Annotated in this window: 23 protein-coding genes; 8 read left to right on the top strand and 15 right to left on the bottom strand. The window is 60.4% G+C overall.

Going from position 1 to position 21,708, the window contains the following annotated elements:
- Positions 1 to 134 precede the first annotated feature (134 nt).
- Positions 135 to 1,718: a peptide chain release factor 3 gene (locus tag ACP7BS_RS23810; RefSeq protein WP_426240070.1), complete on the bottom strand. Its 1,584-nt coding sequence runs from the start codon at positions 1,716 to 1,718 to the stop codon at positions 135 to 137.
- A gap of 96 nt (positions 1,719 to 1,814) precedes the next feature.
- Here ACP7BS_RS23810 and dut point away from each other — a divergent pair, with 96 nt between their 5' ends.
- Positions 1,815 to 2,285, top strand: coding sequence for a dUTP diphosphatase (gene dut, locus ACP7BS_RS23805; protein WP_426240069.1), 471 nt, complete (start codon positions 1,815 to 1,817; stop codon positions 2,283 to 2,285).
- Positions 2,285 to 3,178, top strand: a complete 894-nt coding sequence (locus ACP7BS_RS23800) for a GNAT family N-acetyltransferase (RefSeq protein WP_426240068.1) — start codon at positions 2,285 to 2,287, stop codon at positions 3,176 to 3,178. Before dut ends, ACP7BS_RS23800 begins: the two co-directional genes overlap by 1 nt.
- Positions 3,179 to 3,181: 3 nt before the next feature.
- On the opposite strand, the gene ACP7BS_RS23795 is transcribed toward ACP7BS_RS23800, so the two are convergent.
- A complete protein-coding gene (locus ACP7BS_RS23795; RefSeq protein WP_426240067.1) occupies positions 3,182 to 3,628 on the bottom strand; it encodes an Lrp/AsnC family transcriptional regulator in 447 nt (148 codons plus the stop codon).
- 132 nt (positions 3,629 to 3,760) lie between these two features.
- Here ACP7BS_RS23795 and ACP7BS_RS23790 point away from each other — a divergent pair, with 132 nt between their 5' ends.
- Both ACP7BS_RS23790 and ACP7BS_RS23785 read left to right on the top strand, forming a co-directional pair.
- On the top strand, positions 3,761 to 4,657 hold the full coding sequence (locus tag ACP7BS_RS23790; protein ID WP_426240066.1) for a DMT family transporter: 897 nt from the start codon (positions 3,761 to 3,763) through the stop codon (positions 4,655 to 4,657).
- Positions 4,658 to 4,677: 20 nt separating this feature from the next.
- Positions 4,678 to 4,980 (top strand): NIPSNAP family protein, encoded by a 303-nt coding sequence (locus tag ACP7BS_RS23785; protein ID WP_426240065.1) that lies wholly within the window; start codon positions 4,678 to 4,680, stop codon positions 4,978 to 4,980.
- A gap of 6 nt (positions 4,981 to 4,986) precedes the next feature.
- Here ACP7BS_RS23785 and ACP7BS_RS23780 read toward each other — a convergent pair whose 3' ends face one another.
- Entirely contained in the window at positions 4,987 to 5,544 is a 558-nt protein-coding gene (locus tag ACP7BS_RS23780; RefSeq protein WP_426240064.1) for a cysteine hydrolase family protein, read from the bottom strand.
- 38 nt (positions 5,545 to 5,582) lie between these two features.
- Entirely contained in the window at positions 5,583 to 6,215 is a 633-nt protein-coding gene (locus tag ACP7BS_RS23775; RefSeq protein ID WP_426240063.1) for a LysE family translocator, read from the bottom strand.
- Positions 6,216 to 6,370: 155 nt separating this feature from the next.
- Between ACP7BS_RS23775 and ACP7BS_RS23770 the strand changes: the two genes are divergently transcribed.
- A complete protein-coding gene (locus ACP7BS_RS23770) occupies positions 6,371 to 6,988 on the top strand; it encodes a LysE family translocator (protein ID WP_426240062.1) in 618 nt (205 codons plus the stop codon).
- A gap of 133 nt (positions 6,989 to 7,121) precedes the next feature.
- A complete protein-coding gene (cysK, locus tag ACP7BS_RS23765) occupies positions 7,122 to 8,090 on the top strand; it encodes a cysteine synthase A (RefSeq protein WP_426240061.1) in 969 nt (322 codons plus the stop codon).
- 29 nt (positions 8,091 to 8,119) lie between these two features.
- Here the strand turns inward: cysK and ACP7BS_RS23760 are convergent, their stop codons facing one another.
- The 4 genes from ACP7BS_RS23760 to ACP7BS_RS23745 all read right to left on the bottom strand — a co-directional run bounded on the left by ACP7BS_RS23760 (position 8,120) and on the right by ACP7BS_RS23745 (position 12,313).
- The gene (locus ACP7BS_RS23760; protein WP_426240060.1) at positions 8,120 to 8,542 is read right to left on the bottom strand and encodes a hypothetical protein; all 423 of its coding nucleotides are present in this window, start codon (positions 8,540 to 8,542) and stop codon (positions 8,120 to 8,122) included.
- 19 nt (positions 8,543 to 8,561) lie between these two features.
- Positions 8,562 to 10,094, bottom strand: coding sequence for a YifB family Mg chelatase-like AAA ATPase (locus tag ACP7BS_RS23755; protein ID WP_426240059.1), 1,533 nt, complete (start codon positions 10,092 to 10,094; stop codon positions 8,562 to 8,564).
- Between the two features lie 255 nt (positions 10,095 to 10,349).
- Positions 10,350 to 11,297 carry a glutathione synthase gene (gene gshB, locus ACP7BS_RS23750; protein WP_426240058.1) on the bottom strand — a complete coding sequence of 316 codons (948 nt, stop codon included), beginning with the start codon at positions 11,295 to 11,297 and terminating at the stop codon, positions 10,350 to 10,352.
- A 782-nt stretch (positions 11,298 to 12,079) separates the two neighbouring features.
- Complete coding sequence (locus ACP7BS_RS23745; protein WP_426240057.1) at positions 12,080 to 12,313, bottom strand: hypothetical protein; 234 nt, start codon at positions 12,311 to 12,313, stop codon at positions 12,080 to 12,082.
- Between the two features lie 410 nt (positions 12,314 to 12,723).
- Between ACP7BS_RS23745 and ACP7BS_RS23740 the strand changes: the two genes are divergently transcribed.
- A complete protein-coding gene (locus ACP7BS_RS23740; protein WP_426240056.1) occupies positions 12,724 to 13,272 on the top strand; it encodes a dihydrofolate reductase family protein in 549 nt (182 codons plus the stop codon).
- An 81-nt stretch (positions 13,273 to 13,353) separates the two neighbouring features.
- Here the strand turns inward: ACP7BS_RS23740 and ACP7BS_RS23735 are convergent, their stop codons facing one another.
- The 7 genes from ACP7BS_RS23735 to ACP7BS_RS23705 form a co-directional block, all read right to left on the bottom strand.
- Positions 13,354 to 14,463, bottom strand: a complete 1,110-nt coding sequence (locus ACP7BS_RS23735; protein ID WP_426240055.1) for a sn-glycerol-3-phosphate import ATP-binding protein UgpC — start codon at positions 14,461 to 14,463, stop codon at positions 13,354 to 13,356.
- Positions 14,464 to 14,475: 12 nt separating this feature from the next.
- Positions 14,476 to 15,318: a sn-glycerol-3-phosphate ABC transporter permease UgpE gene (ugpE, locus tag ACP7BS_RS23730; RefSeq protein WP_426240054.1), complete on the bottom strand. Its 843-nt coding sequence runs from the start codon at positions 15,316 to 15,318 to the stop codon at positions 14,476 to 14,478.
- Positions 15,319 to 15,332: 14 nt separating this feature from the next.
- Positions 15,333 to 16,262, bottom strand: coding sequence for an ABC transporter permease subunit (locus ACP7BS_RS23725; protein WP_426231088.1), 930 nt, complete (start codon positions 16,260 to 16,262; stop codon positions 15,333 to 15,335).
- 226 nt (positions 16,263 to 16,488) lie between these two features.
- A complete protein-coding gene (locus ACP7BS_RS23720) occupies positions 16,489 to 17,787 on the bottom strand; it encodes an extracellular solute-binding protein (protein WP_426240053.1) in 1,299 nt (432 codons plus the stop codon).
- Between the two features lie 104 nt (positions 17,788 to 17,891).
- Positions 17,892 to 18,260 carry a YraN family protein gene (locus tag ACP7BS_RS23715; protein ID WP_426240052.1) on the bottom strand — a complete coding sequence of 123 codons (369 nt, stop codon included), beginning with the start codon at positions 18,258 to 18,260 and terminating at the stop codon, positions 17,892 to 17,894.
- Positions 18,250 to 19,179 carry a 16S rRNA (cytidine(1402)-2'-O)-methyltransferase gene (gene rsmI / locus ACP7BS_RS23710; RefSeq protein WP_426240051.1) on the bottom strand — a complete coding sequence of 310 codons (930 nt, stop codon included), beginning with the start codon at positions 19,177 to 19,179 and terminating at the stop codon, positions 18,250 to 18,252. The genes ACP7BS_RS23715 and rsmI overlap by 11 nt, the downstream gene beginning before the upstream one ends.
- Positions 19,180 to 19,497: 318 nt before the next feature.
- Positions 19,498 to 20,055: a hypothetical protein gene (locus ACP7BS_RS23705; RefSeq protein ID WP_426240050.1), complete on the bottom strand. Its 558-nt coding sequence runs from the start codon at positions 20,053 to 20,055 to the stop codon at positions 19,498 to 19,500.
- 409 nt (positions 20,056 to 20,464) lie between these two features.
- Between ACP7BS_RS23705 and dnaN the strand changes: the two genes are divergently transcribed.
- A complete protein-coding gene (gene dnaN / locus ACP7BS_RS23700; protein ID WP_037157387.1) occupies positions 20,465 to 21,583 on the top strand; it encodes a DNA polymerase III subunit beta in 1,119 nt (372 codons plus the stop codon).
- The last annotated feature ends 125 nt before the right edge of the window (positions 21,584 to 21,708 follow it).

The raw sequence follows: 21,708 nt of genomic DNA, 5'->3' as shown, positions 1-21,708 counted from the left end.
GTCGCCATCGTTGCGACAATGCGCAAGCTTCTCACCATTCTCAATGCCATCATCCGGGACAATAAACCATGGCAAAACGCTTGACGAACAAGACAGTCGCTCTCCCCGCTGGGGAGAAGGGAGATCGAGACCGATCACGCCGCCTTGGCGACGTGATATTCCTTGATGGCGATCATCTTGATGGCCGGATAGCGCTCCGCCTCGTAACGCAGCGAGAACGCGTCCTGCGCCAGAAACACCGGATCGCCGTCGAGATCGCGGGCGATGTCGCCGCGCCGGGCGGTGATGAACTTGTCGAGATCCGCTGGAAGGTCGGCCGAAATCCAGCGGCAGACGGAGAAGCGGGCGATATCGAAAGACACCGGCAGGCCGTATTCCGATTGCAGCCGTTCTTTCAAAACGTCCAACTGCAGCGCGCCAACAACGCCGACAATGGCAGGCGAGCCGTCTTCTGGCGAAAACAACTGCACGACGCCTTCCTCGGCCATCTGCTGCAGCGCTTCCTTCAGCTTTTTCGCCTTCATCGCATCTTCCAGGCGCACGCGGCGCAGGATTTCCGGCGAGAAGTTCGGTACGCCCTGGAACACCAGCTGTTCGCCTTCGGTCAGCGTATCGCCGATCCTCAGCGTGCCGTGGTTGGGGATGCCAACCACGTCGCCGGCATAGGCCGTGTCAGCCAGCTGCCGTTGCGAGGCAAAAAAGAACTGCGGCGCCGTGAGGCCCAGCTGCTTGCCGGTGCGCGCCAGCCGCGCCTTCATGCCGCGCTCCAGCTTGCCGGAGCAGACGCGGGCAAAGGCGATGCGGTCGCGATGGTTCGGGTCCATGTTGGCTTGAATCTTGAAGACGAAGGCCGTCATTTTGTCGTCGGTCGCATGCACGGTGCGAATATCGGCCACCTGGTCGCGCGGCGGCGGCGCGATTTCGCCGAGCGCGTTGATCAGGTCGCGAACACCGAAGTTCCGGAGTGCCGAGCCGAAGAAGACCGGCGTCAGGTGACCTTCGAGGAAAGCCTTCCTGTCGAAGGGCTTGCAGGCCTCTATGGCGAGCGAGGTTTCATCGATGAAGGCCTCGCGCTCGTTTTCCGGCAGGCGGTGGGCGGCCATTTCCGGGCCGTTGACCTTGGTGGGAATTTCCTGCGTATCGGCGCCGCGAACGGTATTGTCGGCCAGATGATAGGAGCCGCAGAATGTTTTCGAACGCCCGATCGGCCAGGTCACCGGCGCGCAGTCGAGCGCCAGCTTCTCTTCGATTTCATCGAGAACCTCGAAGGGGTCGCGGCTTTCCCGGTCCATCTTGTTGATGAAGGTGATGATCGGAATATCGCGCATGCGGCAGACTTCGAACAGTTTTAGCGTCCGCGGCTCGATGCCCTTGGCGGCATCGATGACCATCACGGCCGCATCGACGGCGGTCAGCGTGCGGTAGGTGTCGTCGGCGAAGTCTTCGTGGCCGGGCGTATCGAGAATGTTGAAGACATTGCCGTGATATTCGAAGGTCATCACCGAGGTGACGACCGAGATGCCGCGTTCGCGCTCGATCTTCATCCAGTCGGATCGCGTCTGGATGCGGTCCTTCTTGGCCTTCACTTCACCGGCAAGCTGGATGGCGCCGCCGAACAGCAGCAGCTTTTCGGTAAGCGTCGTTTTACCCGCGTCCGGGTGCGCAATAATAGCAAAGGTGCGACGGCGGGAAACCGCCTCGGCGATACTTTCGGCCATGATATGAATCCTGTGAGTTGCCGCGTATGTAGCGATTCCGTGGATAACTTGCAATTCGCATTGGCCGTACCCGAGCCGGAATTGCTAGGGAGAAGAATGTCTATTCAATCCTCGACCCGCCCGACCCTCAACCTTGTTCGCCTGCAAAACGGCGAGGGCATCGATCTTCCCGCCTACGAGACTGCGGGCGCGGCCGGCATGGACCTTCGCGCCGCCGTCGAGGCGGACCGGCCGTTGTTCCTCGGTCCCGGCAAGCGGGCACTGGTGCCGACCGGCTTCATCTTCGAAATCCCAGCAGGATATGAAGCGCAGATCCGCCCGCGCTCGGGTCTTGCCTTCAAGCACGGCATCACTTGCCTGAATACACCCGGCACGATCGACAGCGATTACCGCGGTGAGGTCAAGGTCCTGCTGATCAATCTCGGCGACGAGGATTTCCTCGTCGAGCGCGGTATGCGCATTGCCCAGATGGTGATTGCTCCGGTGACGCAGGTGGCCGTGCTGGAAACAACGGATGCCAGCGAAACCGCGCGCGGCGCCGGCGGCTTCGGCTCCACCGGCGTTTGATGACCGCCGCTGCGAACAGGTACGGCCTGACATTCCGGCAGGATTATTTCAGCGATCCGGCAGCCTGGGCAGCACTCGTGGCGTTGCTTGAGGATACGTTTGGCATCGATGTCAGCATTCAAGATCGCTTCGGTGGGCCGGATCCGAGCAGCATGCCGTTTGGCTGTTTCGATGAAGGCGGCGTTTGCACCGCCAATTTCAGTGCCTTTTCCATGCCGATGACGATCGATGGCCGCGTGGTGAAGGCTGCCGGTTTCCAGTCCGGCGCGGTGCGGCCGCAATGGCGGGGCAAAGGGCTTTATCGTGACCTGATGAACCGTGCGTTCGGCTGGTCTGACGAACAGGGGTTTGAGCTCGGTATTCTCCTGACGGACAAGCCGGCGATGTATGAGCCGTATGGCTTTACGGTCGTGCCGCAACGGAAGTTCGTTGGCGCGCCGCCTTTGGAGAGGAGGCTTGCGGGTACGGCGCACGGGCTCTCGCTCGACACCGCCGCTGATATCGCCCTGATCCGTCGTGTGTTGCGCGAAAGAACACCCGTTTCTTCTGTTTTTGCGGTTGCGGCGCAGGCAGAAATGTTTCTGCTCAACGGTTTCTTCGATCCCGATGTCGGGCTCACTTATCTCGACCAGTTCCAGGCCGTAGTCGCTTGGAAAGAGGATGAAACGTCCTTCCAGCTTCTCGATATTGCCGGCAAAACGATCCCGCCGCTCTCCGCCATTCTCGGAGCGCTTGATCGGCGCCCCGGCCGTGTCGAGGTTTGCTTCCCGCCAGACCGGCTGGATTGGCAGGGTACGCCGGAGACCTTCGAAACCGATATCAGCCTGATGGTTCGCGGCAGCGCTGCCGTCCCGGCCGGCCCCGTCATGCTGTCGCCCATGGCCGAGTTCTGATGCCTATTTACTGACGCCGAGCGGCGGTAGCCGGCGCTTGACCGGTGATGATTTGACAATCGACGTGTTGGTCTGGGATCGCTCGGCGATCCGGTCGAGGATTGCGTCCAACTGCTCCATGTCGCGCACCAGCAGCTTGGCGATGAAGCAGTCGTCGCCCGTCACCTTGTCGCATTCGACGAATTCCGGCGTCTCCTGGATCATCTTCTCAACGATATGCAGCATGCCGGGCATCGGGCGAACCCGCACGATCGCCTGCAGCGCATAACCGAGCGCTACCGGATTGATGGAAATGGTAAAGCCGGTGATCACACCGCGATCCTCCAGCCGTCTCAGGCGGTCGGCGGTGCTGGGCGATGACAAGCCCGCCTCCTGTGCCAGCTCTTTCAGCGAGATACGGGCATTGAGGGAGAGGATATCGAGCAGGCGCCGGTCGAGATCGTCAAGCATGGGAGCTCCGGAAGGTGAAATTGATAATCTTCCTTTTATGAAAAGCCATTTTATCGTCATTGCCTTCGGATATCCATATATCCCAGCGCTGCATCGTCATAATCTTCTGCTTCGTTCAAAGGAGTGGATGTGATGGAAAAGGATATCAGAACCGGCAGTCTCGAAATGACGGCGGCCATGCTGATTTCGGGCACGATCGGCTGGTTCGTGCTGATGTCCGGCCAGCCGGTGATCGATGTGGTGTTCTGGCGTTGCCTGTTTGGGGCACTGACGCTTTTGGCGATCTGCGCGGCACTTGGCCATTTCCACTCCGGCATCCTGACATGGCGGCTGTTCGGGCTCGCGGTGCTTGGCGGCGTCGCCATCGTCGTCAACTGGCTGCTTTTGTTCGGCGCCTATGCGCGCTCATCGATCTCGATCGCCACCATGGTCTACAACACTCAGCCCTTCATGCTGCTCGCCATCGGTGGCCTGGTTTTCCAGGAAAAGATCACCGCCACGAAGCTCGGCTGGCTCGCGGTCGCCTTTGCCGGTATGGTCGCGATCGTTCAGGCAAAGCCGGCGGGTGGTTACTCGGGCAGCGATTACCTGATGGGCATTGCCATGGCTCTGGCAGCCGCGTTCTTTTACGCGCTGGCGGCGCTTGTCGCCAAGCGGCTGAAGGGAACCCCGCCGCATCTAATCGCGCTCATCCAGGTGGTCACCGGCCTTTTGATGCTCGCACCCTTCGCCGGCGCTTCCGGCCTGCCGGCGCAGGCCGATCAATGGGCGCTGCTGGTGACGATGGGGGCTGTTCATACCGGGCTGATGTATGTGCTGCTCTATGGTGCGATCCAGAAGCTGCCGACCCATCTGACCGGCGCGCTGTCCTTCATCTATCCGATTGCAGCGCTCGCCGTTGATCGCCTCGCCTTTGGGCATCAACTGCAGGCGACGCAGCTTCTCGGCTCTGCAGCGATCCTGATTGCGGCGGCCGGCATGACATTCGGCTGGACATGGCCCCGCCGGATGCGGCATCAGGCAGGCTGAGTTCACCCATGGAGGCCCAAATGATCACCTGCTATCTGCGCTACACGATCGATCCCTACAAGCTTGCCGAATTCGAGGAATACGCCAAGCTCTGGATACCGCTGGTCAACCGTCTTGGCGGCACGCATCACGGCTATTTCATGCCGCATGAAGGGACGAACAATATCGCACTCGCCCTCTTCAGCTTTCCGAGTCTCGCGGCCTATGAAGACTACCGCGTGAAAATGGCCAAAGATGCCGAATGTCTCTCAGCCTTTGCGTTGGCCGAAAAGACCCGTTGCATCGTCAGCTACGAGCGCAGCTTCATGCGGCCGGTCTTTTAAGCAAACTCAAAACGTGATTTCACCCGACCCGCGCAGTTCGATCGCGTGTCCTCCGGCATTGAAGCCGCCGAGCACGCGATTGTGGTGGGCGATGATCTGGGAAAAGGTCAGTTCGCCCATGTCGCCGGTCGTATGGCCGTCGGACAAAAGTGTAACATCGTAGCCCAGCGTGACGGCGCGGCGCGCCGTGGTATCGACGCAGAATTGCGTCTGACAGCCGCCGATAACCAAATGGGTGATCGACAGTTTCGTTAGCTCGTCCTCAAGGCTGGTCTGGAAAAAGCTGTCGCAGCTTACCTTGTGAATGATCGTTTCTCCGAGAACCGGCGCGATTTCGTGGCGCAGACCCCAACCGTTGGAGGAGCGCGCCAGGGGATCCCCGGGGCCGCCGTCATGCTGGACGAGAATAACCGGAATATGCGCGGCCCGGGCCCGGGCCTGGATCGACTGGAGGCGGCCGATGGTTTCAGTGAGCGCGGCATCGATGGCCGGCTGGCGCTCGGGCGTTCCCTCGCCGTCGAGAACGGCGTTCTGAACGTCGATGATGAGAAGTGCTGTTGTCATGGGTATGCTCTGTTCTTGTTGTCGAAAAAGGATGAGGCTCAGCGCTGGCTGTCCATCGCCATCCGCAAGGCAAGCGCACCGAGAACGCCACCCATCAGCCAGCGTTGCATGGAAAGCCAGACTGGACGGCCCGCGAGGAAGATGGCGATGGAGCCTGCCGTCAGCACGAAAAGGCTGTTGACGGTAACGCTGGTGACAATCTGGATGGTTCCGAAGGCGACGGACTGCAGAAAGATATGGCCGAGCGACGGATCAATGAATTGCGGCAGCAGCGACAGATAGAGTACGGCTACTTTCGGATTGAGCAGACTGGTCGCAAAGCCCATCAGAAACAGACGCTTGGGTGAATCCTTCGGCAGATCGCGAACTTCGAAAGCCGATCGCCCACCGGGACGCACCGCCTGCCAGGCGAGATAGAGAAGGTAGAGCGCGCCGCCGATCCGCAGCGCATCATAGGCATAGGGCACGGCAAACAGCAGCGCGGTGATGCCGAAAGCGGCCGACAGCATGTAGACGAGAAAGCCGAGCGCGACGCCGATCAGCGAAATCAGCCCCGCTGCCGGGCCCTGACAGAGCGAGCGGGAAATCAGGTAGATCATGTTCGGGCCGGGCGTCAGCACCATGCCGAGTGCCACGAGGGCAAAGGCTGCAAGACTTGTTGCTTCGGGCATGAACGTTATCTCCATTGAAGAATGTATGAGGCGGGTATCCCGGTCTGTGATTTGCATTGCATTAGCGGGAACGGATGTTTCGATCAATGCCGGGCAAATTGCCAGCGTCTAGAAAACCGGCTAGATATTCCCTTCGCAGATCTACGGAGCCGATGATGAGCCTCACCACGCTTTTTGCCTATTGCACCGCGCTTTTCATCGCCGCCGCGATCCCCGGTCCCGGCATGACCGCGATCGTGGCGCGGGCGCTGGGCTCGGGCTTTCGCGAGACCTTCTTCATGGGACTTGGCCTTGCGCTCGGCGATCTCGTCTATCTGACCGCAGTCATCCTCGGGCTCGCGCTTGTTGCACAGACCTTCACCACGACTTTCATGGTGATCAAGATCCTTGGCGCCCTCTATCTCGTTTACATCGCCTACAAGCTCTGGACTGCCGGGCTTTTGCCGCAGGATATCCAGGCCAAGAAAAGCACCAGCATGGGCTTGTCCTTCCTGTCCGGCCTCTTGGTGACGTTTGGCAACCCGAAGACCATGCTGTTCTATGTGGCGCTGGTCCCGACATTGATCGACGTGCACACGATCGGCCTCAATGAATATGCCGTGCTTGTGGTCGCAACATTCCTGGTGCTGATGGCAGTGCTCGTTCCCTATATCCTTTTGGCTTCGCGGGCACGGCTGCTTCTCAAGCAGCCCCGGGCGTTGAAGTCGTTGAACCGCATTGCCGCCGGTATTATCGGAACGACCGCCGCCTATATCGCCACACGCGCCGCCTGAAAAAATCGTTCTGAAACAGGCGGTTCCGCAATCGTTTTTTCCAAGCGAAACAAAGTGCTGGCGAATGACACTCTGGCAAGCGGACGGCTTTGCCCCTATTCTCCCTGCAACTGATGAGAAAAGGGAGAGCACCATGTCAGAACAGCGCAAGCCCGGCCGCGGCCGCGTCTATTCCTCGATCACCGAGACCATCGGCGATACGCCGATCGTGCGCCTCGACAAGCTGGCCAAGGAAAATGGCGTCAAGGCCAACCTTCTGGCCAAGCTCGAATTCTTCAACCCGATTGCCTCCGTCAAGGACCGCATCGGCGTGGCGATGATCGAGGCGCTGGAAGCCCAGGGCAAGATCACCCCCGGCAAGACGACGCTGATCGAGCCGACCTCCGGCAATACCGGCATCGCGCTGGCCTTTGCCGCCGCCGCCAAGGGCTACAAGCTCATCCTCACCATGCCCGAAACCATGTCGGTCGAGCGCCGCAAGATGCTGGCGCTGCTCGGTGCCGAACTGGTGCTGACCGAGGGGCCGAAGGGCATGAAGGGCGCCATCGCCAAGGCCGAAGAGCTTGCCGCGTCGCTGCCGGATGCGATCATCCCGCAGCAGTTCGAAAACCCGGCCAACCCGGAAATCCACCGCAAGACGACGGCCGAGGAAATCTGGAACGACACCGACGGCGGCGTCGATATCCTCGTTTCCGGCATCGGCACCGGCGGCACGATCACCGGCGTCGGCCAGGTGCTGAAGGGCAAAAAGCCGTCGATCAAGGTCATCGCCGTCGAGCCGGCGGAATCCCCGGTGCTGTCCGGCGGCGCTCCCGGTCCGCACAAGATTCAAGGCATCGGCGCGGGTTTCGCGCCGGCCATCCTCGATACCAAGATCTACGACGAGATCGTCACCGTTTCGAGCCCGGACGCGATCGAGACCGCCCGCCACGTGGCGCGTCTTGAGGGCGTCCCGGTCGGCATCTCGTCGGGTGCCGCCCTGAAGGCTGCGATCACGATCGGCCAGCGCCCGGAAAACGAAGGCAAGACCATCGTGGTGATCATCCCGTCCTTTGCCGAGCGCTATCTGTCGACGGCGCTGTTCGAAGGGCTGGGCGGCTAAGGCTCGCATATATCGGTGGCGGACTGGGCTCAGGCTTGGTCCGCCTGATAATGCCAGTCGGCGCTGAAGCATTCGAAAGTTTCGTCTCTAAAATAAAAGAGAAAATGCCTTTGGCCTAAACTTGGCGCATTGCTGCATACCCAGTCGGGCGGGTCGTCGCGGTGGTCGTCATCCCCTATCAGTTCGTAGAATTCACCCCATCCAGGCGCGACCCCGCTGTAACGGCATTGCCCTCGATACCAGCCTTCGTCGTTCGTGGGACCAAGCCGCCATCGACTGCAATTGGCGAATGTAACAGTGCCTTTTTGGTCCTGCCTTGCCACGTGAATCCACGGATTGAGATAAAAACGTAATCGTATCGAACTTGAGTCCGGAATGACGTCTGGGGAAGGAACGTTGGGATCCGCATTCCAGTCGATGTTCAGTTTCATAAACGTCGGCTTGCTGAGCATCTTCAGGTCCGCCACCACTCTAAGCCGCCGCACTCAAACGCTCGCCGGCGATCCGGTAGGAGATCGCTTCGGCGAGATGAATGCGGCCGACCGTCATCTTTTCATCGAGGTCGGCAAGGGTGCGGGCCACTTTCAGGACCCGGTGATAGCCGCGCGCCGAAAACTTCATCTTTTCTGCCGCATCGCGCAGCAATTGCAGTCCTCCGGCATCGGGCTCGGCCATCTTTTCGATCATTGCTGTCGAGCAGCGGGCATTGGAGAGGATGTGCGGCATGCCCAGGGCGATGAAGCGGTCCATCTGGATGTCGCGGGCGCGCGCCACCCGCCGGGCAACGACGCTGCTGGGTTCGGCGGGCGCCGGGCGGATCAGGTCGGCGGCCGTGACCGAGGGCACGTCGATGCGGATATCGATCCGGTCCATCAGCGGGCCGGATATGCGGCCCTGATAATCGGAAACGCAGCGCGGCCCCCGGGCGCAGCTATGGCCGGGCTCTCCCGCCATGCCGCACCGGCAGGGGTTCATCGCGGCCACCAGCTGGATCGCCGCCGGATAGGTGACGCGGTGGTTGGCGCGGGCGATGATGCATTCGGCGGTTTCCAGCGGCTGGCGCAGCGCATCGAGAACCTGCGGCGTGAATTCCGGAAATTCGTCGAGGAACAGCACGCCGTTATGGGCCAGCGACGCCTCGCCCGGTCTGGCACGCAAACCGCCGCCGATCATTGCCGCCATGGTGGCCGAATGGTGCGGCGTGCGGAACGGCCTGCGGTCTGAGAGCTTGCCGCCCGCCAGCTGCCCGGCAATCGAATGGATCATCGACACTTCGAGCAGTTCGGCCGGCGACAGCGGCGGCAGGATCGAGGGCAGGCGGGCGGCCAGCATCGACTTGCCGGAGCCGGGCGGTCCGACCATCAGCAGGTTATGGTTGCCGGCGGCCGCCACTTCCAGCGCCCGCTTGGCGCTTTCCTGGCCCTTGATGTCGGCCAGATCCGGCATGTTGGCGGGGCTGGCGCGCACGGCGGGCTCGGGACGCGCCAGAACCTGCGTGCCGCGAAAATGATTGGCGAGCGCAATCAGGCTACGGGGTGCCAGAATGTCGATGTCCGCGCCTGCCCAGGCAGCCTCGGCGCCGCTGTCGGACGGGCAGATCAGGCCCTTGCCCAGCCCGTTGGCGCCGATGGCCGCAGGCAGGGCTCCGGAGACGGCGGCAATCGTGCCGTCGAGATTGAGCTCGCCGATCACCACATAACCATCCAGCGCATCGCCGGGAATGGCGCCGAGCGCTGCCATCAGGCCGAGCGCGATGGGAAGATCGAAGTGACTGCCTTCCTTGGGAAGATCGGCAGGCGCAAGATTGATAGTCACCTTCTTGGCGGGAAGCGACAGGCCGGATGCGTGCAGCGCTGCCTGGACCCGCTCGCGGCTTTCGGCCACGGCCTTGTCCGGCAGGCCGACGATCTGCATGCCGACTTTTCCCGGTGCAACCATCACCTGAACATCGACAGGCACGCCCTCGATGCCCTGAAATGCAACCGTACTGACACGCGCGACCATGATTGCCCCTCTCGCCGCGAGGCAGGCCGACAACCCGCCACCACAACCTTCTCCGGTTGTGGTGTAAAATCTTGCACGAATAACGAAATAAAACAAGAACAATAATCGAACGGATTCGCCCTGCACAAACGGCCAGGTTGCAGGCCGGTTGTCCTTCCGGAACGAAGCGGAACAACCGCGAACATCCGGAGGGTGAAATCAGGTTGCATCGGCCGAACCGGAACGGCTATCCGCCCCGGTCCGTTGAAGACGCAGTCAGGCGCGCTTGCGCTCGATCGCGTCCCAGAGCAGGGCGGCGATATCGGCGCCGCCGAATTTCTTGACTTCGCGAATGCCGGTGGGAGAGGTGACGTTGATCTCGGTCATCACGTCGCCGATCACGTCGATGCCGACGAGCAGGAAGCCGCGCTCGCGCAGTGCTGGTCCGATACGGGCGCAGATTTCCTTTTCACGCGCGGTCAGTTCGGTCGGCATCGGCGTGCCGCCGGCATGCATGTTGGAGCGGGCGTCGTGTTCAGCCGGCACCCGGTTGATCGCGCCGACGGGCTCGCCATCGACGAGAATGATGCGCTTGTCGCCCTTGCGCACCGCCGGCAGGTATTCCTGGGCGATGAAGGGCTCGCGGAACATCTGGCCGAACATTTCGAGCAAGGACGACATATTGCGGTCGTCGCGGGTCGAATGAAAGACGCCGGCGCCGCCATTGCCATAGAGCGGTTTCAGGATGATGTCGCCCATTTCGGCGCGGAAGCTGGCGATCTCGGCCGGATCGCGGGTGATCAGCGTCTTTGGCATCAGGTCGGGAAATTCGGTGACGAAGATCTTTTCCGGCGAATTGCGCACCCAGGCCGGATCGTTGACCACAAGCGTCTTCGGGTGGATGCGCTCGAGCAGATGCGTCGAGGTGATATAGGCCATGTCGAAGGGCGGATCCTGGCGCAGGAGCACCACATCCATGGTCGAAAGGTCGATACGTTCGGCGTCACCCAGCGTGTAGTGATCGCCCTTGACGTCGCGCAGCGTCATCGGCTCGACCGTGGCGATCACCTTGCCGTCACGCAGCGACAGCTGGTTGGGCGTATAGTGAAAGAGCTTGTAGCCACGCGCTTGCGCCTCAAGGCTCATCGCGAACGTGCTGTCGCCAGCGATATTGATGCCGGAGACATGATCCATCTGGATCGCGACATTTACAATTTTCGCCATGAGACATTCCCTGTTGATCGTCTGCGTCGTTGAGAGAGCCTGTCTATATCAAATGGCGTCGGGGACGCCATACAGATTTCTGCCGCCGTCTCCATCGAACACGCCTTGCCGTTCACGCGGCGGCTTTTTCGCCCGTGGTTTGCGTCATCTGCATGTCTGCCGGCTTTTGCCTGGCAGGGTCGGCCGGGGCACATCGGGTGCCGCAGTAGATAGTAGTAGGTGACACACGATGTGCCCCGTTTCAGTGTCTTTTGCCGCGCTTCTCAGGTTCTTCTGCGCTTTCCTTTTTGACGGGAAAGCCTCCAATGCCCCGGCCCGGCCGCTTATCCGCTGAGCTTTTCAATGAGGCGGGGTTTGGCCCTGGGCCGTCCAAGGACGGCGTGACCACCCGGCACGCCCGGTCCGCTTTCACGAACCGGAGGAGAACCGCCTTTCACGCAGCCCCGGGGATTTCGCGCGCGTTTCGCCAAACCATCCGGGCACCGGCCCCACCTCGCCAGCAACGCTTTCCGGTGTATCCGTGGTGGGACGGAAAGAAGTATGGCACGGGTTTTAAGGGCGGGGATTTGCGGGGATGATTTTTTTTGAAATTTCGCGGCGGAGTTTCGCGACGGCCAATGTCCGCAACGGGCCTAAACCTGCCAAATTCCTTCGGCAGTCCCGCGCCCTGCAACGGACGCGGCTCTTCAATTCGCTTCAAGCCCAAGGCTCGGTGTCAGGCCGCATTGCGGTTGATCAGGTCTGCCGTCATGCTGCGGTCTGTCTGACGTCATCGGAAGGCTTCACGAAGCCGAGAATTTCACAGTCACGCCGCGTTGCCGGAAGTAGGCCTGCATGAGCTTCCTGCCAGAACGATTGTTCTGCACCAGCCTTGCCGGGTCGAATAGGGCTTCTTTCAAACCCGCCTGCGTCAACGCTGCCTTGAGACTGGCGATATGTACGTCGATATCGGCATTGTCCGCCTGGAGCGATTCATAAATGCGGTTTGTTGCATCTGCTACGGTCGGTTCGCTCACTAGTTACACTCCTGTTGTTGTTTGGCTGGCGATTACCGCATTTTTTGGCTTGACGCTATCGCGGTGAAAAATGCTGAAGTCAACGGGTGACGATGGATGGGAGCAGTGCGTCGGCTTTCGAACATGCGGCACCGGAGCGGACCAGCGCGAACCGGCCCCATGCGGCCGAGACGCCGGGGCCGCTTCGCGCCGGGTGCGGACGTCTGTACGTGCCCGCTCTTGCTGTCAGCGGACAGGCCACAAGTCACCTGGCAGTTAGGTGTCAGGTTGACGGGACAAGCAGGGCGCGTTTGCGGCATGAACGCTTCCTTCCATACCGCTTGCGATTTGCAAACAGTTGCGCTAGCGTTCGACCAGTTGCAAACTAAAAGCAGTTTAATCTGAAAACCTACCATGAGAAGGGGCCGGTCATGGGCAAACTTATCCTGGGAATGAACGTCTCCATCGATGGCTATGTCGATGACCTTGCCGGAAATCTGGTCATGGGCGCACCAAGCCGGAAGCACTTCGATTACTGGATCGAGACGATTCGCAGCCATGCCGGCGCTGTGTATGGCCGGCGGATGTACGAGGTGATGCGCTACTGGGACGATGATCACGCGGAATGGGATGTTTCGCTGCGCGAGTTCGCGGCACTCTGGCGCAAGCTGCCCAAATGGGTCGTTTCGCGCACGCTTTCAGAGGTCGGCCCGAAGGCCACGCTCATCTCCGGCGATATTGAAACGCAAATTCGCGAGATCGTGGCCCGCACCGACGGTACCCTTAGCGTTTCCGGTCCGGAACTGGCAGGCCTTGTGACCCGGCTGGGCCTGATCGAGGAATATCATCTGCACGTGAGGCCGTTCGTGCTCGGCAAGGGAAAGCCATTCTTCCACGAGGCAAGGCCTGCGCTGCAACTGATGTCGAGTACATTGATCGATGACGATACAGTTCATTTGATCTACGTACCGAAGGGCTGAACGATAAGGCGCTTCAGCGCCAAGGCGAACCAACACGGACGTCCGCGACGGGCCGGCAGCAGCCTTTACGGCCTTTCGTGGTCATGCGTCCGCGACCTCAAGTCTCTCCACGCGCCTGCCCTCGGATACGGCAAACGGCTGCACCAGCCGTTTGCCGCTTTGGGCATCGAAGAAATGGAGGCGCTCCGGCGCGATGGTCAGCGCCATCGTTTCGCCGATCTCGATCTCGGGAGACAGGGAGGCGGTCAGCTTTTTGCCGTCGATCGTGCCGTGCACCAGGCGCTGGGCGCCGAGTTCTTCGATATAGTCGACCTTCTGGGTTAGCGACGGTTCGCCGGGGGCCGCAATCCGCAGGTCCTCCGCGCGGATGCCGACGGTCACCAGTCCCGGCATGCTTGCCATGCGACCCGTGTCGAGCACCTGGCTGCCGAAATGAATGCGCGTTCCTTCGCGCGTCGCCTGGACGAGGTTCATCGCCGGAGAGCCGATGAAGCTGGCGACGAAGGTGGAAGCGGGCGTGTGGTAGACGTCGAGCGGCTTGCCGATCTGCTCGATTTCGCCACCATTGAGGACGACGAGGCGGTCGGCCAGCGTCATGGCTTCCAGCTGGTCATGGGTGACGTAGAGCGAGGTGGTGCCGAGGCGCTTTTGCAGCTGCTTGATCTCGCCGCGCATCGAAACGCGCAGCTTGGCGTCGAGATTGGACAAGGGTTCGTCGAACAGGAAGGCGGCGGGTTTGCGGACGATGGCGCGGCCCATGGCGACGCGCTGGCGCTGGCCGCCGGAAAGCGCGCGCGGCTTGCGGGCGAGATACTGTTCGATCTCCAGCATCCGGGCGGCTTCAGCGACGCGCGCCTCGATCTCGGCCTTCGGCGTGCCGCGGTTTTTCAGGCCATAGGCAAGATTGTTGTAGACGGTCATATGCGGATAGAGCGCATAGTTCTGGAACACCATGGCGATGTCGCGCTCGGCTGGTTCCACGTCATTGATGACGCGGTCGCCGATTTCGACGGTGCCCTTCGAGATAGCCTCAAGGCCCGCCACCATGCGCAAAAGCGTGGACTTGCCGCAGCCGGACGGGCCGACCAGCACGATGAATTCGCCGTCGGCGATGTCGATGGAGACGGATTTGACCGCCTCGACGCCGCCTGCGTAGATCTTCGAAACATTGGTGATGTTGATCGCTGCCATGGTGGCGTTCCTCTACTTGTCGCTTTCGGTAAGGCCTTTGATGAACCAGCGCTGGAAGATCATGACGATCATCACAGGCGGCACCATGGCAAGGATCGCCAGGGCAAAGGCCTCGTTATAGTCGGGAATGTTGGAGCCGACCCAGACCAGCAGGATCTGCTTGATGCCGCGCACCAGCGTGAAGAAACTCTCGTCGGTGGTCATCAGGGTCGGCCAGAGATACTGGTTCCAGCCATAGACGAACATGATGATGAAGATCGCCGCGATCATCGTCTTCGACAAAGGCACGATCACGTCGATGAAGAACTTGAAGGGTCCGGCGCCGTCGATGCGGGCGGCCTCCAAAAGTTCGTCGGGGATCGATTTGAAGAACTGGCGGAAATAGAAGGTGCCGGTGGCCGACGCCAGAAGCGGCACGATCAGGCCGGTATAGGTATTGGTCAGCTTCAGCGTGTTCATCACCTCGTAGGACGGCAGGATGCGCACTTCGAGCGGTAGAAGCAGCGTCGTGAAGATCATCCAGAAGGTGATGGTGGCAAAGCGGAAGCGGAAATAGACCAGCGCATAGGCCGCCAGCATAGACAGGATGATCTTGCCCGCGGCAAAGCCAATGCCGAGGATCAGCGAGTTCATCATCATTCTGAGGCCGGTGATCTTGCCGGTAAAGCCGCCCTGCTTGGTCAAGACGGTGGTGTAGGTATCGATGAAATGGCCGCCGGGCAGGATCTGCAAGCCGTTGCGATGGATATCGGCGGCCTCGTGGCTAGAGGTCATCAGGGCGACGAGCAATGGCCCGACCATGAAGAAGACGCCCATCATCAGGATAAAGTGGTCGAAAAGTTTCGTGCGATGCATGTTCTCGCCCCCGCTCAATTATAGTGAACGCGCCGCTCGATGAAGCGGAACTGGAAGATGGTGAGCACGAAGACGATGATCATCAGGATGACCGACTGGGCCGAGGAACCGCCGAGATCATTGCCGCGGAAACCGTCCATATAGACCTTGTAGACCAGCGTGATCGGGTTGTTGGCGGCCTTGTCCTTCACCATCACGTCGATGACGCCGAACGTGTCGAACAGGGCGTAGGTGGTGTTGATGATCAGGAGGAAGAAGGCTGTCGGCGCCAGCAGCGGCAGGATGACCGTCCAGAAGCGGCGGAAACCGGAGCGGCAATCCATCAGCGCCGCCTCGCGAACCGAGACCGGAATGCCCTGAAGGCCGGACAGGAAGAAGATGAAATTGTAGGGGATCTGCTTCCAGACCGAGACGACGATCATCGCGAAGGCCGTGTCGTTGTAGTTGAGCCCGACCTTGATATCCCATCCGAAGAAGGCGGCGAATTTGACCAGCGGGCCGATATGCTGGTCGAACATCATCATGCCCATCAGGCCGGCAACCGGCGGGGCAATGGCATAGACCCAGATCAAAAGCGTCTTGTAGGTGGCATTGCCGCGGATCACGCCGTCAGCCTTGACGGCAAGCAGCAGGCCGATCGCCAGCGAGAAGAAGGTGACGAGGGCGGTGAACACGGCGGTGAAGCGGGCGATGCCCAGATATTCGCCGGATTTCAGCACGTCGGTATAGTTGGCCATGCCGACGAAGGTCGAGCCGAAGCCGAAGGGGTCCTCAAGGTAGAAGGACGAATGGATCGCCTGAACCGAGGGCCAGTAGAAGAACACGAAGATGATCGCCATCTGCGGGGCGAGGAAGAGATAGGGCAGGAACCGCGAGTTGAACTGCACGCGCTTGGCGTCGGTCTCTTCAGGCGGTCTGCTGGCGGATTTGTTCAGGCCGAACATGCGCCAAAACCCGCCTGGGACGTGGGCCGTGAGTGTTGCGGACATGGCCGAAGATGAGGGCGTGTTCGTCATGGTGTGGCCTTAAGGGCGGTGGAAATGTCGGCGAGCGCGAGGCGAACTCCCTCCCCCTTGTGGGGAGGGTTGGGGAGGGGACTTCCTAAGAAGAAAGAACCCCTCCCGACCCTTCGGGCCACCCTCCCCACAAGGGGGAGGGAAAGATCAGAGATCAACCAGCCGTCTTTGCAAAACGGGCAAGCAGTTCGTTGCCTTCCTTCTCGATCGTGTCGAAGGCGTCCTTGACGGTGACTTCGCCCGAGAAGATGCGGCCGTATTCGCGTTCCATGATTTCGCGGATCTGCGGGTAGAAGCCGAGGCGGTAGCCCTTCGACCATTCACCGGCCGGCAGCATCAGCTGCTGGATGCCGACTTCGGCAGCCGGCTTCTCGGCGTAGTAGCCTTCCTTCTTGGCAAGCTCGTAGGCTGCCTTGGTGATGGCAACGTAGCCGGTGGCCTTGTGGTAGAAAACCTGGATTTCAGGCGAGGTCAGGAACTGGAAGAAGTCGGCGACGCACTTGTTTTCTGCTTCAGGCTTGCCGGCCATTGCAAAGAGCGCTGCACCACCGATGAAGGACGAGGTGCCCGCGCCCTTGATCGAACCCCAATAGGGCAGGAAGGTTGCCGAGAACGGCATCTGGGCCGTCTTCTGCAGGCCGCCGAACGAGCCGGACGAACCGATCCAGAGGGCGGCCTTGTTTTCTTCGAACATCTTCTGGTTATCGTTCCAGCCGGCACCGTAAAAGGCGAAGTAGCCTTCGTCCGCCCAGGCCTTCAGCTTGTCGAACATCATGATAAGGTTCGGATCGGTGACCTTCAGCTGGGTGTCGGTGACGCTGTCATAACCGTTATTGTTGGTGGCGAACTGGATGTTGTTGCGCGAGAAGAAGTTCTCGGTGAACTGCCAGGTCAGCTGCGACTGGACGAGCGGGATGTAACCGGCTTCCTTCAGCTTCGGAGCGGCAGTTTCGAATTCTTCCCAGGTCTTCGGGGCTTCGACGCCGGCCTTCTTCAGGGCTTCGTCGTTGATGTACATGATCGGCGCCGACGAGTTGAACGGCATGCCGACGAACTTGCCGTCGCTATCGGCGTAGAAGTAGCGAACGCCGTCGATGAAAGCTTCGCGGTCGAACTTGTAGCCGGCATTGTTGATCAGGTCTTCGGCCGGGATGACGGCGCCCTTGGCATTGATGATCGTTGCCGCACCAGCATCGAAGACCTGCAGGATGTTCGGCTGTTCGCCCGAACGGAAAGCGGCGATACCGGAAGCCAGCGCTTCCTCATAGGTGCCTTTGGAAACCGGTGTCAGCGCGCAGGCGGTCTGCGAGGCGTTGAACTTGGTGGCGATCTCGTTGATGACTTCACCGTTGCGGCCGGCCATGCCGTGCCACCAGCTGATATTGGTCGCGGCAAACGAGGAGGTGGCGGAAAAAACCAGCGCGAGGCCGGTCATCGTATATTTCCTGATCATGGCAGTTCCTTTCACCAGGTTTAGGGTGAGGAACCGGCTAAAGCCCTTTCATGACATCAGCATAACGCTTTTATGTCGGGACGATTACAACTGTGCACAGCTGTTCAAAAAGCATCCGCAAGATGGACCGGCCAGCGCCAGGGCGTGACGGAGATTATGTCATAGCGGACTGAAAGAGCGGAAAAATCCGGCTGTTTGGCGAGCCAGAGGTCGCTTGCGGCGCGGATGCGGCGCTGTGCAAAATCGGAAACGGCGAATACAGAATCTTCAAGCGAGCGGCGGGCCTTCACCTCGACGCAGGCGATCAGATTGCCCTTGCGTGCAATGATGTCGATTTCCCCGAGCTTCGTGCGGTAGCGGAACGCGACGATGCGGTAGCCCTTGAGGAGGAGGCAAAGGGCGGCGCGATATTCCGCAAGCGCGCCGCGCCGCAGCGCCTTCCGTCTTTTCTGGTCCGGTGGCTCAGGTTTCATCCCGGTCTTTGAGCTCCAGCAGCCGGTCGTAGAGTTCCTTGCGGTTGAGGCCGGTCTGTTTCGCCGCCTCGGTCGCTGCCTTGCCGGTCGACATGTCCTTGACGAGTTTCAAGAGGATCGCATCGACATCGTCGGCCTCCGGTGCCGCCGGTGCATCCGGCGGACCGATGACCAGCACGATCTCGCCCTTGACGGTGGCGCCTTCGTCGTAGAACGCCTTGAGTTCGGCCAGCGTGCCGCGGCGGAATTCCTCGAAGGTCTTGGTCAATTCGCGGCAGACGGACGCCCGCCGTTCGCCGCCCAGCACATCATGGGCCGCAACGATGCTGGCTGCGATCCGGTGCGGCGATTCAAAGAACATCAGTGTCGCTGGAATATCGGCAAGCTCGGCAAACCGGTCGCGGCGCGCCTTGTCCTTGGAGGGCAGAAAGCCTGCAAACAGGAAGGCGTCGTTCGGCAGGCCGGAGCCGACCAGGGCTGCCAAGGGCGCCGAAGCGCCAGGGATCGGCACCACCCGGTGCCCGGCCTCAATGGCGATCTGGCCGAGCCGGTAGCCGGGATCGGAAACCAGCGGCGTGCCGGCGTCAGAGACAAGCGCAACGGACTTGCCCTCGTCGAGCGCTGCCAGGAGCTTGGGGCCGACTTCGTTGGCATTGTATTCGTGATAGGCATAGGGCCGGTTGACGATGCCGTAACGATCGAGCAGCACGCGGGTGACGCGGGTGTCCTCGCAGGCCAGCACATCGGCCCCGGCCAGCGTTTCCAAGGCGCGCAGAGTGATGTCGGAGAGATTGCCGATCGGGGTTGCGACCAGATAGAGCGCCGGTTCCAGCGGCCGTGCGGGCACCGCGACATTGTGCAGGCGGTAGCTCTTCTGCCGCTCGTTCGTCTGCGTTTCGCCCGATGCCTGCTTTTCCAAAACGCTATGCCCTCATGCCTTTGCCCGCCGTTGAGCCGGCGCCCGGTCTTTATGGGGGAGTGCCGGGTCGGGGGCAAGGGCCACGCTCTTCGCTGTTTCCTCTCCCAGCGAGGGGGGTCAAGGGTAGGGGGAGGGGCAAACTGAACCCGGCACAGGCCCCTCATGCGGCCTGTCGGCCACATTCTCCCTGTATGCGGGTATTAAGGGATATACCGCACGCCTTGCTGTCCCCGCTCACGTAGTTTTGTAGGTGCCATGTCGCCGATTGAAGGGAGGATAATGTGTGAGAAGAGCACGGCGTGGCCCCTAATGTACGTTTTAATTCGCCGTAGCCATCACGATCTGTACGAGGGTTATCAAGAGGCCTGCGATTCCTATCACCCCCGAAAGCGTGGGAGAGCGTAAGAGACGCATGATTTCAGGCCAGAGTGGGTCCGGGGTTTCGATCAGCTTCTCCGCAGACTCAATCAGTGCCAAGGCGTTGGCGGTACGAGCGTTGGATAGCCTGGCGGATTCGATGACAACGCGCATCTCTTTAAGAATGCGCCTAATCTCAGCCTTCTGATATTCGGACAAGTCAAAGCGGCCGGTCCAAGCTGCACTGTCTACTCTGATTGGGACCTTGCCCTCATCAACCGCATCGAACCCTGCGGCGGTAATCTGAAACAATCTACCGCCGGACATTTGATAAGCTTGGCGTGTTATAACCAACCCAGCGGACTCTAAGTCATCTGTCAAAGCCAACATATATTGATTAGCGTACTCAAGGCCCGTGTTTTTCTTGATCGTCGGAATAGTGCAATACCGCGTATCTCCTTTAGCTAAGCGCTGGTAGAGATACTGAAGGATCGCTAATTGATCACTTTTGGCACTCACCTTTAGTTCCCCTGAGTGTTCATGGCTTGGCTTCTGTCATCCAAGAAACTATGGCTGGCGGATGGGCTTTATGTCCACAGGGAACAGGGCTTTCCATCCGATTTAACCGTCCCCAAATTGGACGGGGCCAAAAGCATATCCGTGCGCTCAAACTCGATCATATGCGAGCGGAAGAGATATGCTGAATCTTCTGCCACAGTGTTCCAGCGGCCGAAGGCGTTTGTATAATGGGGATGACCAATCAATCCCGTTGACAATCGTCCCGTCTTTCCGGCGTTACCCCTTGCTTTTGACGGCTTGTTTCTGCCATTTTGCCCGTCCACATCTTCCCCGTCCGAAAGGGGACACTTCAAAAGTTCAAGCCGGGAGGCGCGGCCCGCCCGGCGATGGTTGAAAGCGGTAGCATCTCATGCGCATTACTCTCGAGCGGTCCAATCTCCTGAAGTCGCTGAACCACGTTCACCGCGTGGTCGAGCGTCGCAATACCATTCCGATCCTCTCGAACGTGCTTTTGCGCTCCGACGGTGCCAGCCTTGAAATGAAGGCAACCGACCTCGACCTCGAAATCACCGAGGCAACCCCGGCGCAGGTGGAAACACCCGGTGCAACGACGGTGCCGGCACACCTGCTCTACGATATCGTTCGCAAGCTGCCGGACGGTTCGGAAGTGGCGCTGGCTACCAATGCCGAAGGCACGGCGATGACCGTCCAGTCCGGCCGCTCGAAATTCTCGCTGCAATGCCTGCCCCAGTCCGATTTTCCGGATCTGACCGCCGGTGCCTTCACCCACACGTTCCGCATGAAGGCGACGGATTTGAAGATGCTGATCGATCGCACCCAGTTTGCGATCTCGACGGAAGAGACACGCTATTATCTGAACGGCATCTATATCCACACGATCGAAAGCAAGGGGCAGCTGAAGCTGCGCGCCGTCGCCACCGACGGCCATCGTCTCGCCCGCGCCGATCTCGAAGCCCCGTCGGGCTCGGAAGGCATGCCGGGCATCATCATCCCGCGCAAGACCGTCAGCGAATTGCAGAAGCTGGTCGACAATCCGGATGTCGTCGTCACCGTCGAAGTGTCGGATGCGAAGATCCGCCTGACGATCGGTTCGATCATCATGACCTCGAAGCTGATCGACGGCACGTTCCCCGATTACCAGCGCGTCATTCCGGCCAATAACGATAAGGAGCTGAAGATCGATTGCCAGTCCTTCGCCCAGGCCGTTGACCGTGTTTCGACGATTTCGTCCGAGCGCGGCCGCGCCGTCAAGCTGGCGCTGTCGGACGGACAGCTGACGCTCACCGTCAACAACCCGGATTCCGGCAGCGCCACGGAAGAACTCGCCGTCGGTTACGACAGCGATCCGCTGGAAATCGGCTTCAACGCCAAGTACCTGCTGGACATCACCGCCCAGCTGTCTGGCACCGATGCCGTCTTCATGCTGGCCGATGCTGGCTCGCCGACTTTGGTGCGCGACATGGCGGGCGATGACGCTCTCTATGTTCTGATGCCGATGCGGGTTTAGGCCCGGTAGATATTTGAAATCGAAAGCGGCCGGACCTGATCCGGCCGTTTTCGTATGCGGTTATCCACGTGCGGCAAGGACTTACCCGCTTGTTGGTAGTCGACTATAATGGCGCGGAATGACTT

Source organism: Pararhizobium sp. DWP1-1-3 (genome assembly GCF_049896125.1).
Lineage (GTDB): Bacteria > Pseudomonadota > Alphaproteobacteria > Rhizobiales > Rhizobiaceae > Pararhizobium.
Note: the sequence above shows the minus strand (reverse complement) of the source record. Positions and strands in the feature narration are given on the sequence as shown.

Coding starts and splice junctions, on each gene's coding strand:
- dnaN (WP_037157387.1), top strand. CDS start 20,465: ATGCGCATTACTCTCGAGCGGTCCAATCTCCTGAAGTCGCTGAACCAC.
- ACP7BS_RS23790 (WP_426240066.1), top strand. CDS start 3,761: ATGGAAAAGGATATCAGAACCGGCAGTCTCGAAATGACGGCGGCCATG.
- ACP7BS_RS23725 (WP_426231088.1), bottom strand. CDS start 16,262: ATGTTCGGCCTGAACAAATCCGCCAGCAGACCGCCTGAAGAGACCGAC.
- ACP7BS_RS23735 (WP_426240055.1), bottom strand. CDS start 14,463: ATGGCAGCGATCAACATCACCAATGTTTCGAAGATCTACGCAGGCGGC.
- ACP7BS_RS23715 (WP_426240052.1), bottom strand. CDS start 18,260: ATGAAACCTGAGCCACCGGACCAGAAAAGACGGAAGGCGCTGCGGCGC.
- ACP7BS_RS23740 (WP_426240056.1), top strand. CDS start 12,724: ATGGGCAAACTTATCCTGGGAATGAACGTCTCCATCGATGGCTATGTC.
- ACP7BS_RS23775 (WP_426240063.1), bottom strand. CDS start 6,215: ATGCCCGAAGCAACAAGTCTTGCAGCCTTTGCCCTCGTGGCACTCGGC.
- ACP7BS_RS23720 (WP_426240053.1), bottom strand. CDS start 17,787: ATGATCAGGAAATATACGATGACCGGCCTCGCGCTGGTTTTTTCCGCC.
- ACP7BS_RS23755 (WP_426240059.1), bottom strand. CDS start 10,094: ATGGTCGCGCGTGTCAGTACGGTTGCATTTCAGGGCATCGAGGGCGTG.
- ACP7BS_RS23785 (WP_426240065.1), top strand. CDS start 4,678: ATGATCACCTGCTATCTGCGCTACACGATCGATCCCTACAAGCTTGCC.
- ACP7BS_RS23770 (WP_426240062.1), top strand. CDS start 6,371: ATGAGCCTCACCACGCTTTTTGCCTATTGCACCGCGCTTTTCATCGCC.
- cysK (WP_426240061.1), top strand. CDS start 7,122: ATGTCAGAACAGCGCAAGCCCGGCCGCGGCCGCGTCTATTCCTCGATC.
- ACP7BS_RS23800 (WP_426240068.1), top strand. CDS start 2,285: ATGACCGCCGCTGCGAACAGGTACGGCCTGACATTCCGGCAGGATTAT.
- ACP7BS_RS23760 (WP_426240060.1), bottom strand. CDS start 8,542: ATGCTCAGCAAGCCGACGTTTATGAAACTGAACATCGACTGGAATGCG.
- dut (WP_426240069.1), top strand. CDS start 1,815: ATGTCTATTCAATCCTCGACCCGCCCGACCCTCAACCTTGTTCGCCTG.
- gshB (WP_426240058.1), bottom strand. CDS start 11,297: ATGGCGAAAATTGTAAATGTCGCGATCCAGATGGATCATGTCTCCGGC.
- ACP7BS_RS23780 (WP_426240064.1), bottom strand. CDS start 5,544: ATGACAACAGCACTTCTCATCATCGACGTTCAGAACGCCGTTCTCGAC.
- ACP7BS_RS23810 (WP_426240070.1), bottom strand. CDS start 1,718: ATGGCCGAAAGTATCGCCGAGGCGGTTTCCCGCCGTCGCACCTTTGCT.
- ACP7BS_RS23795 (WP_426240067.1), bottom strand. CDS start 3,628: ATGCTTGACGATCTCGACCGGCGCCTGCTCGATATCCTCTCCCTCAAT.
- ugpE (WP_426240054.1), bottom strand. CDS start 15,318: ATGCATCGCACGAAACTTTTCGACCACTTTATCCTGATGATGGGCGTC.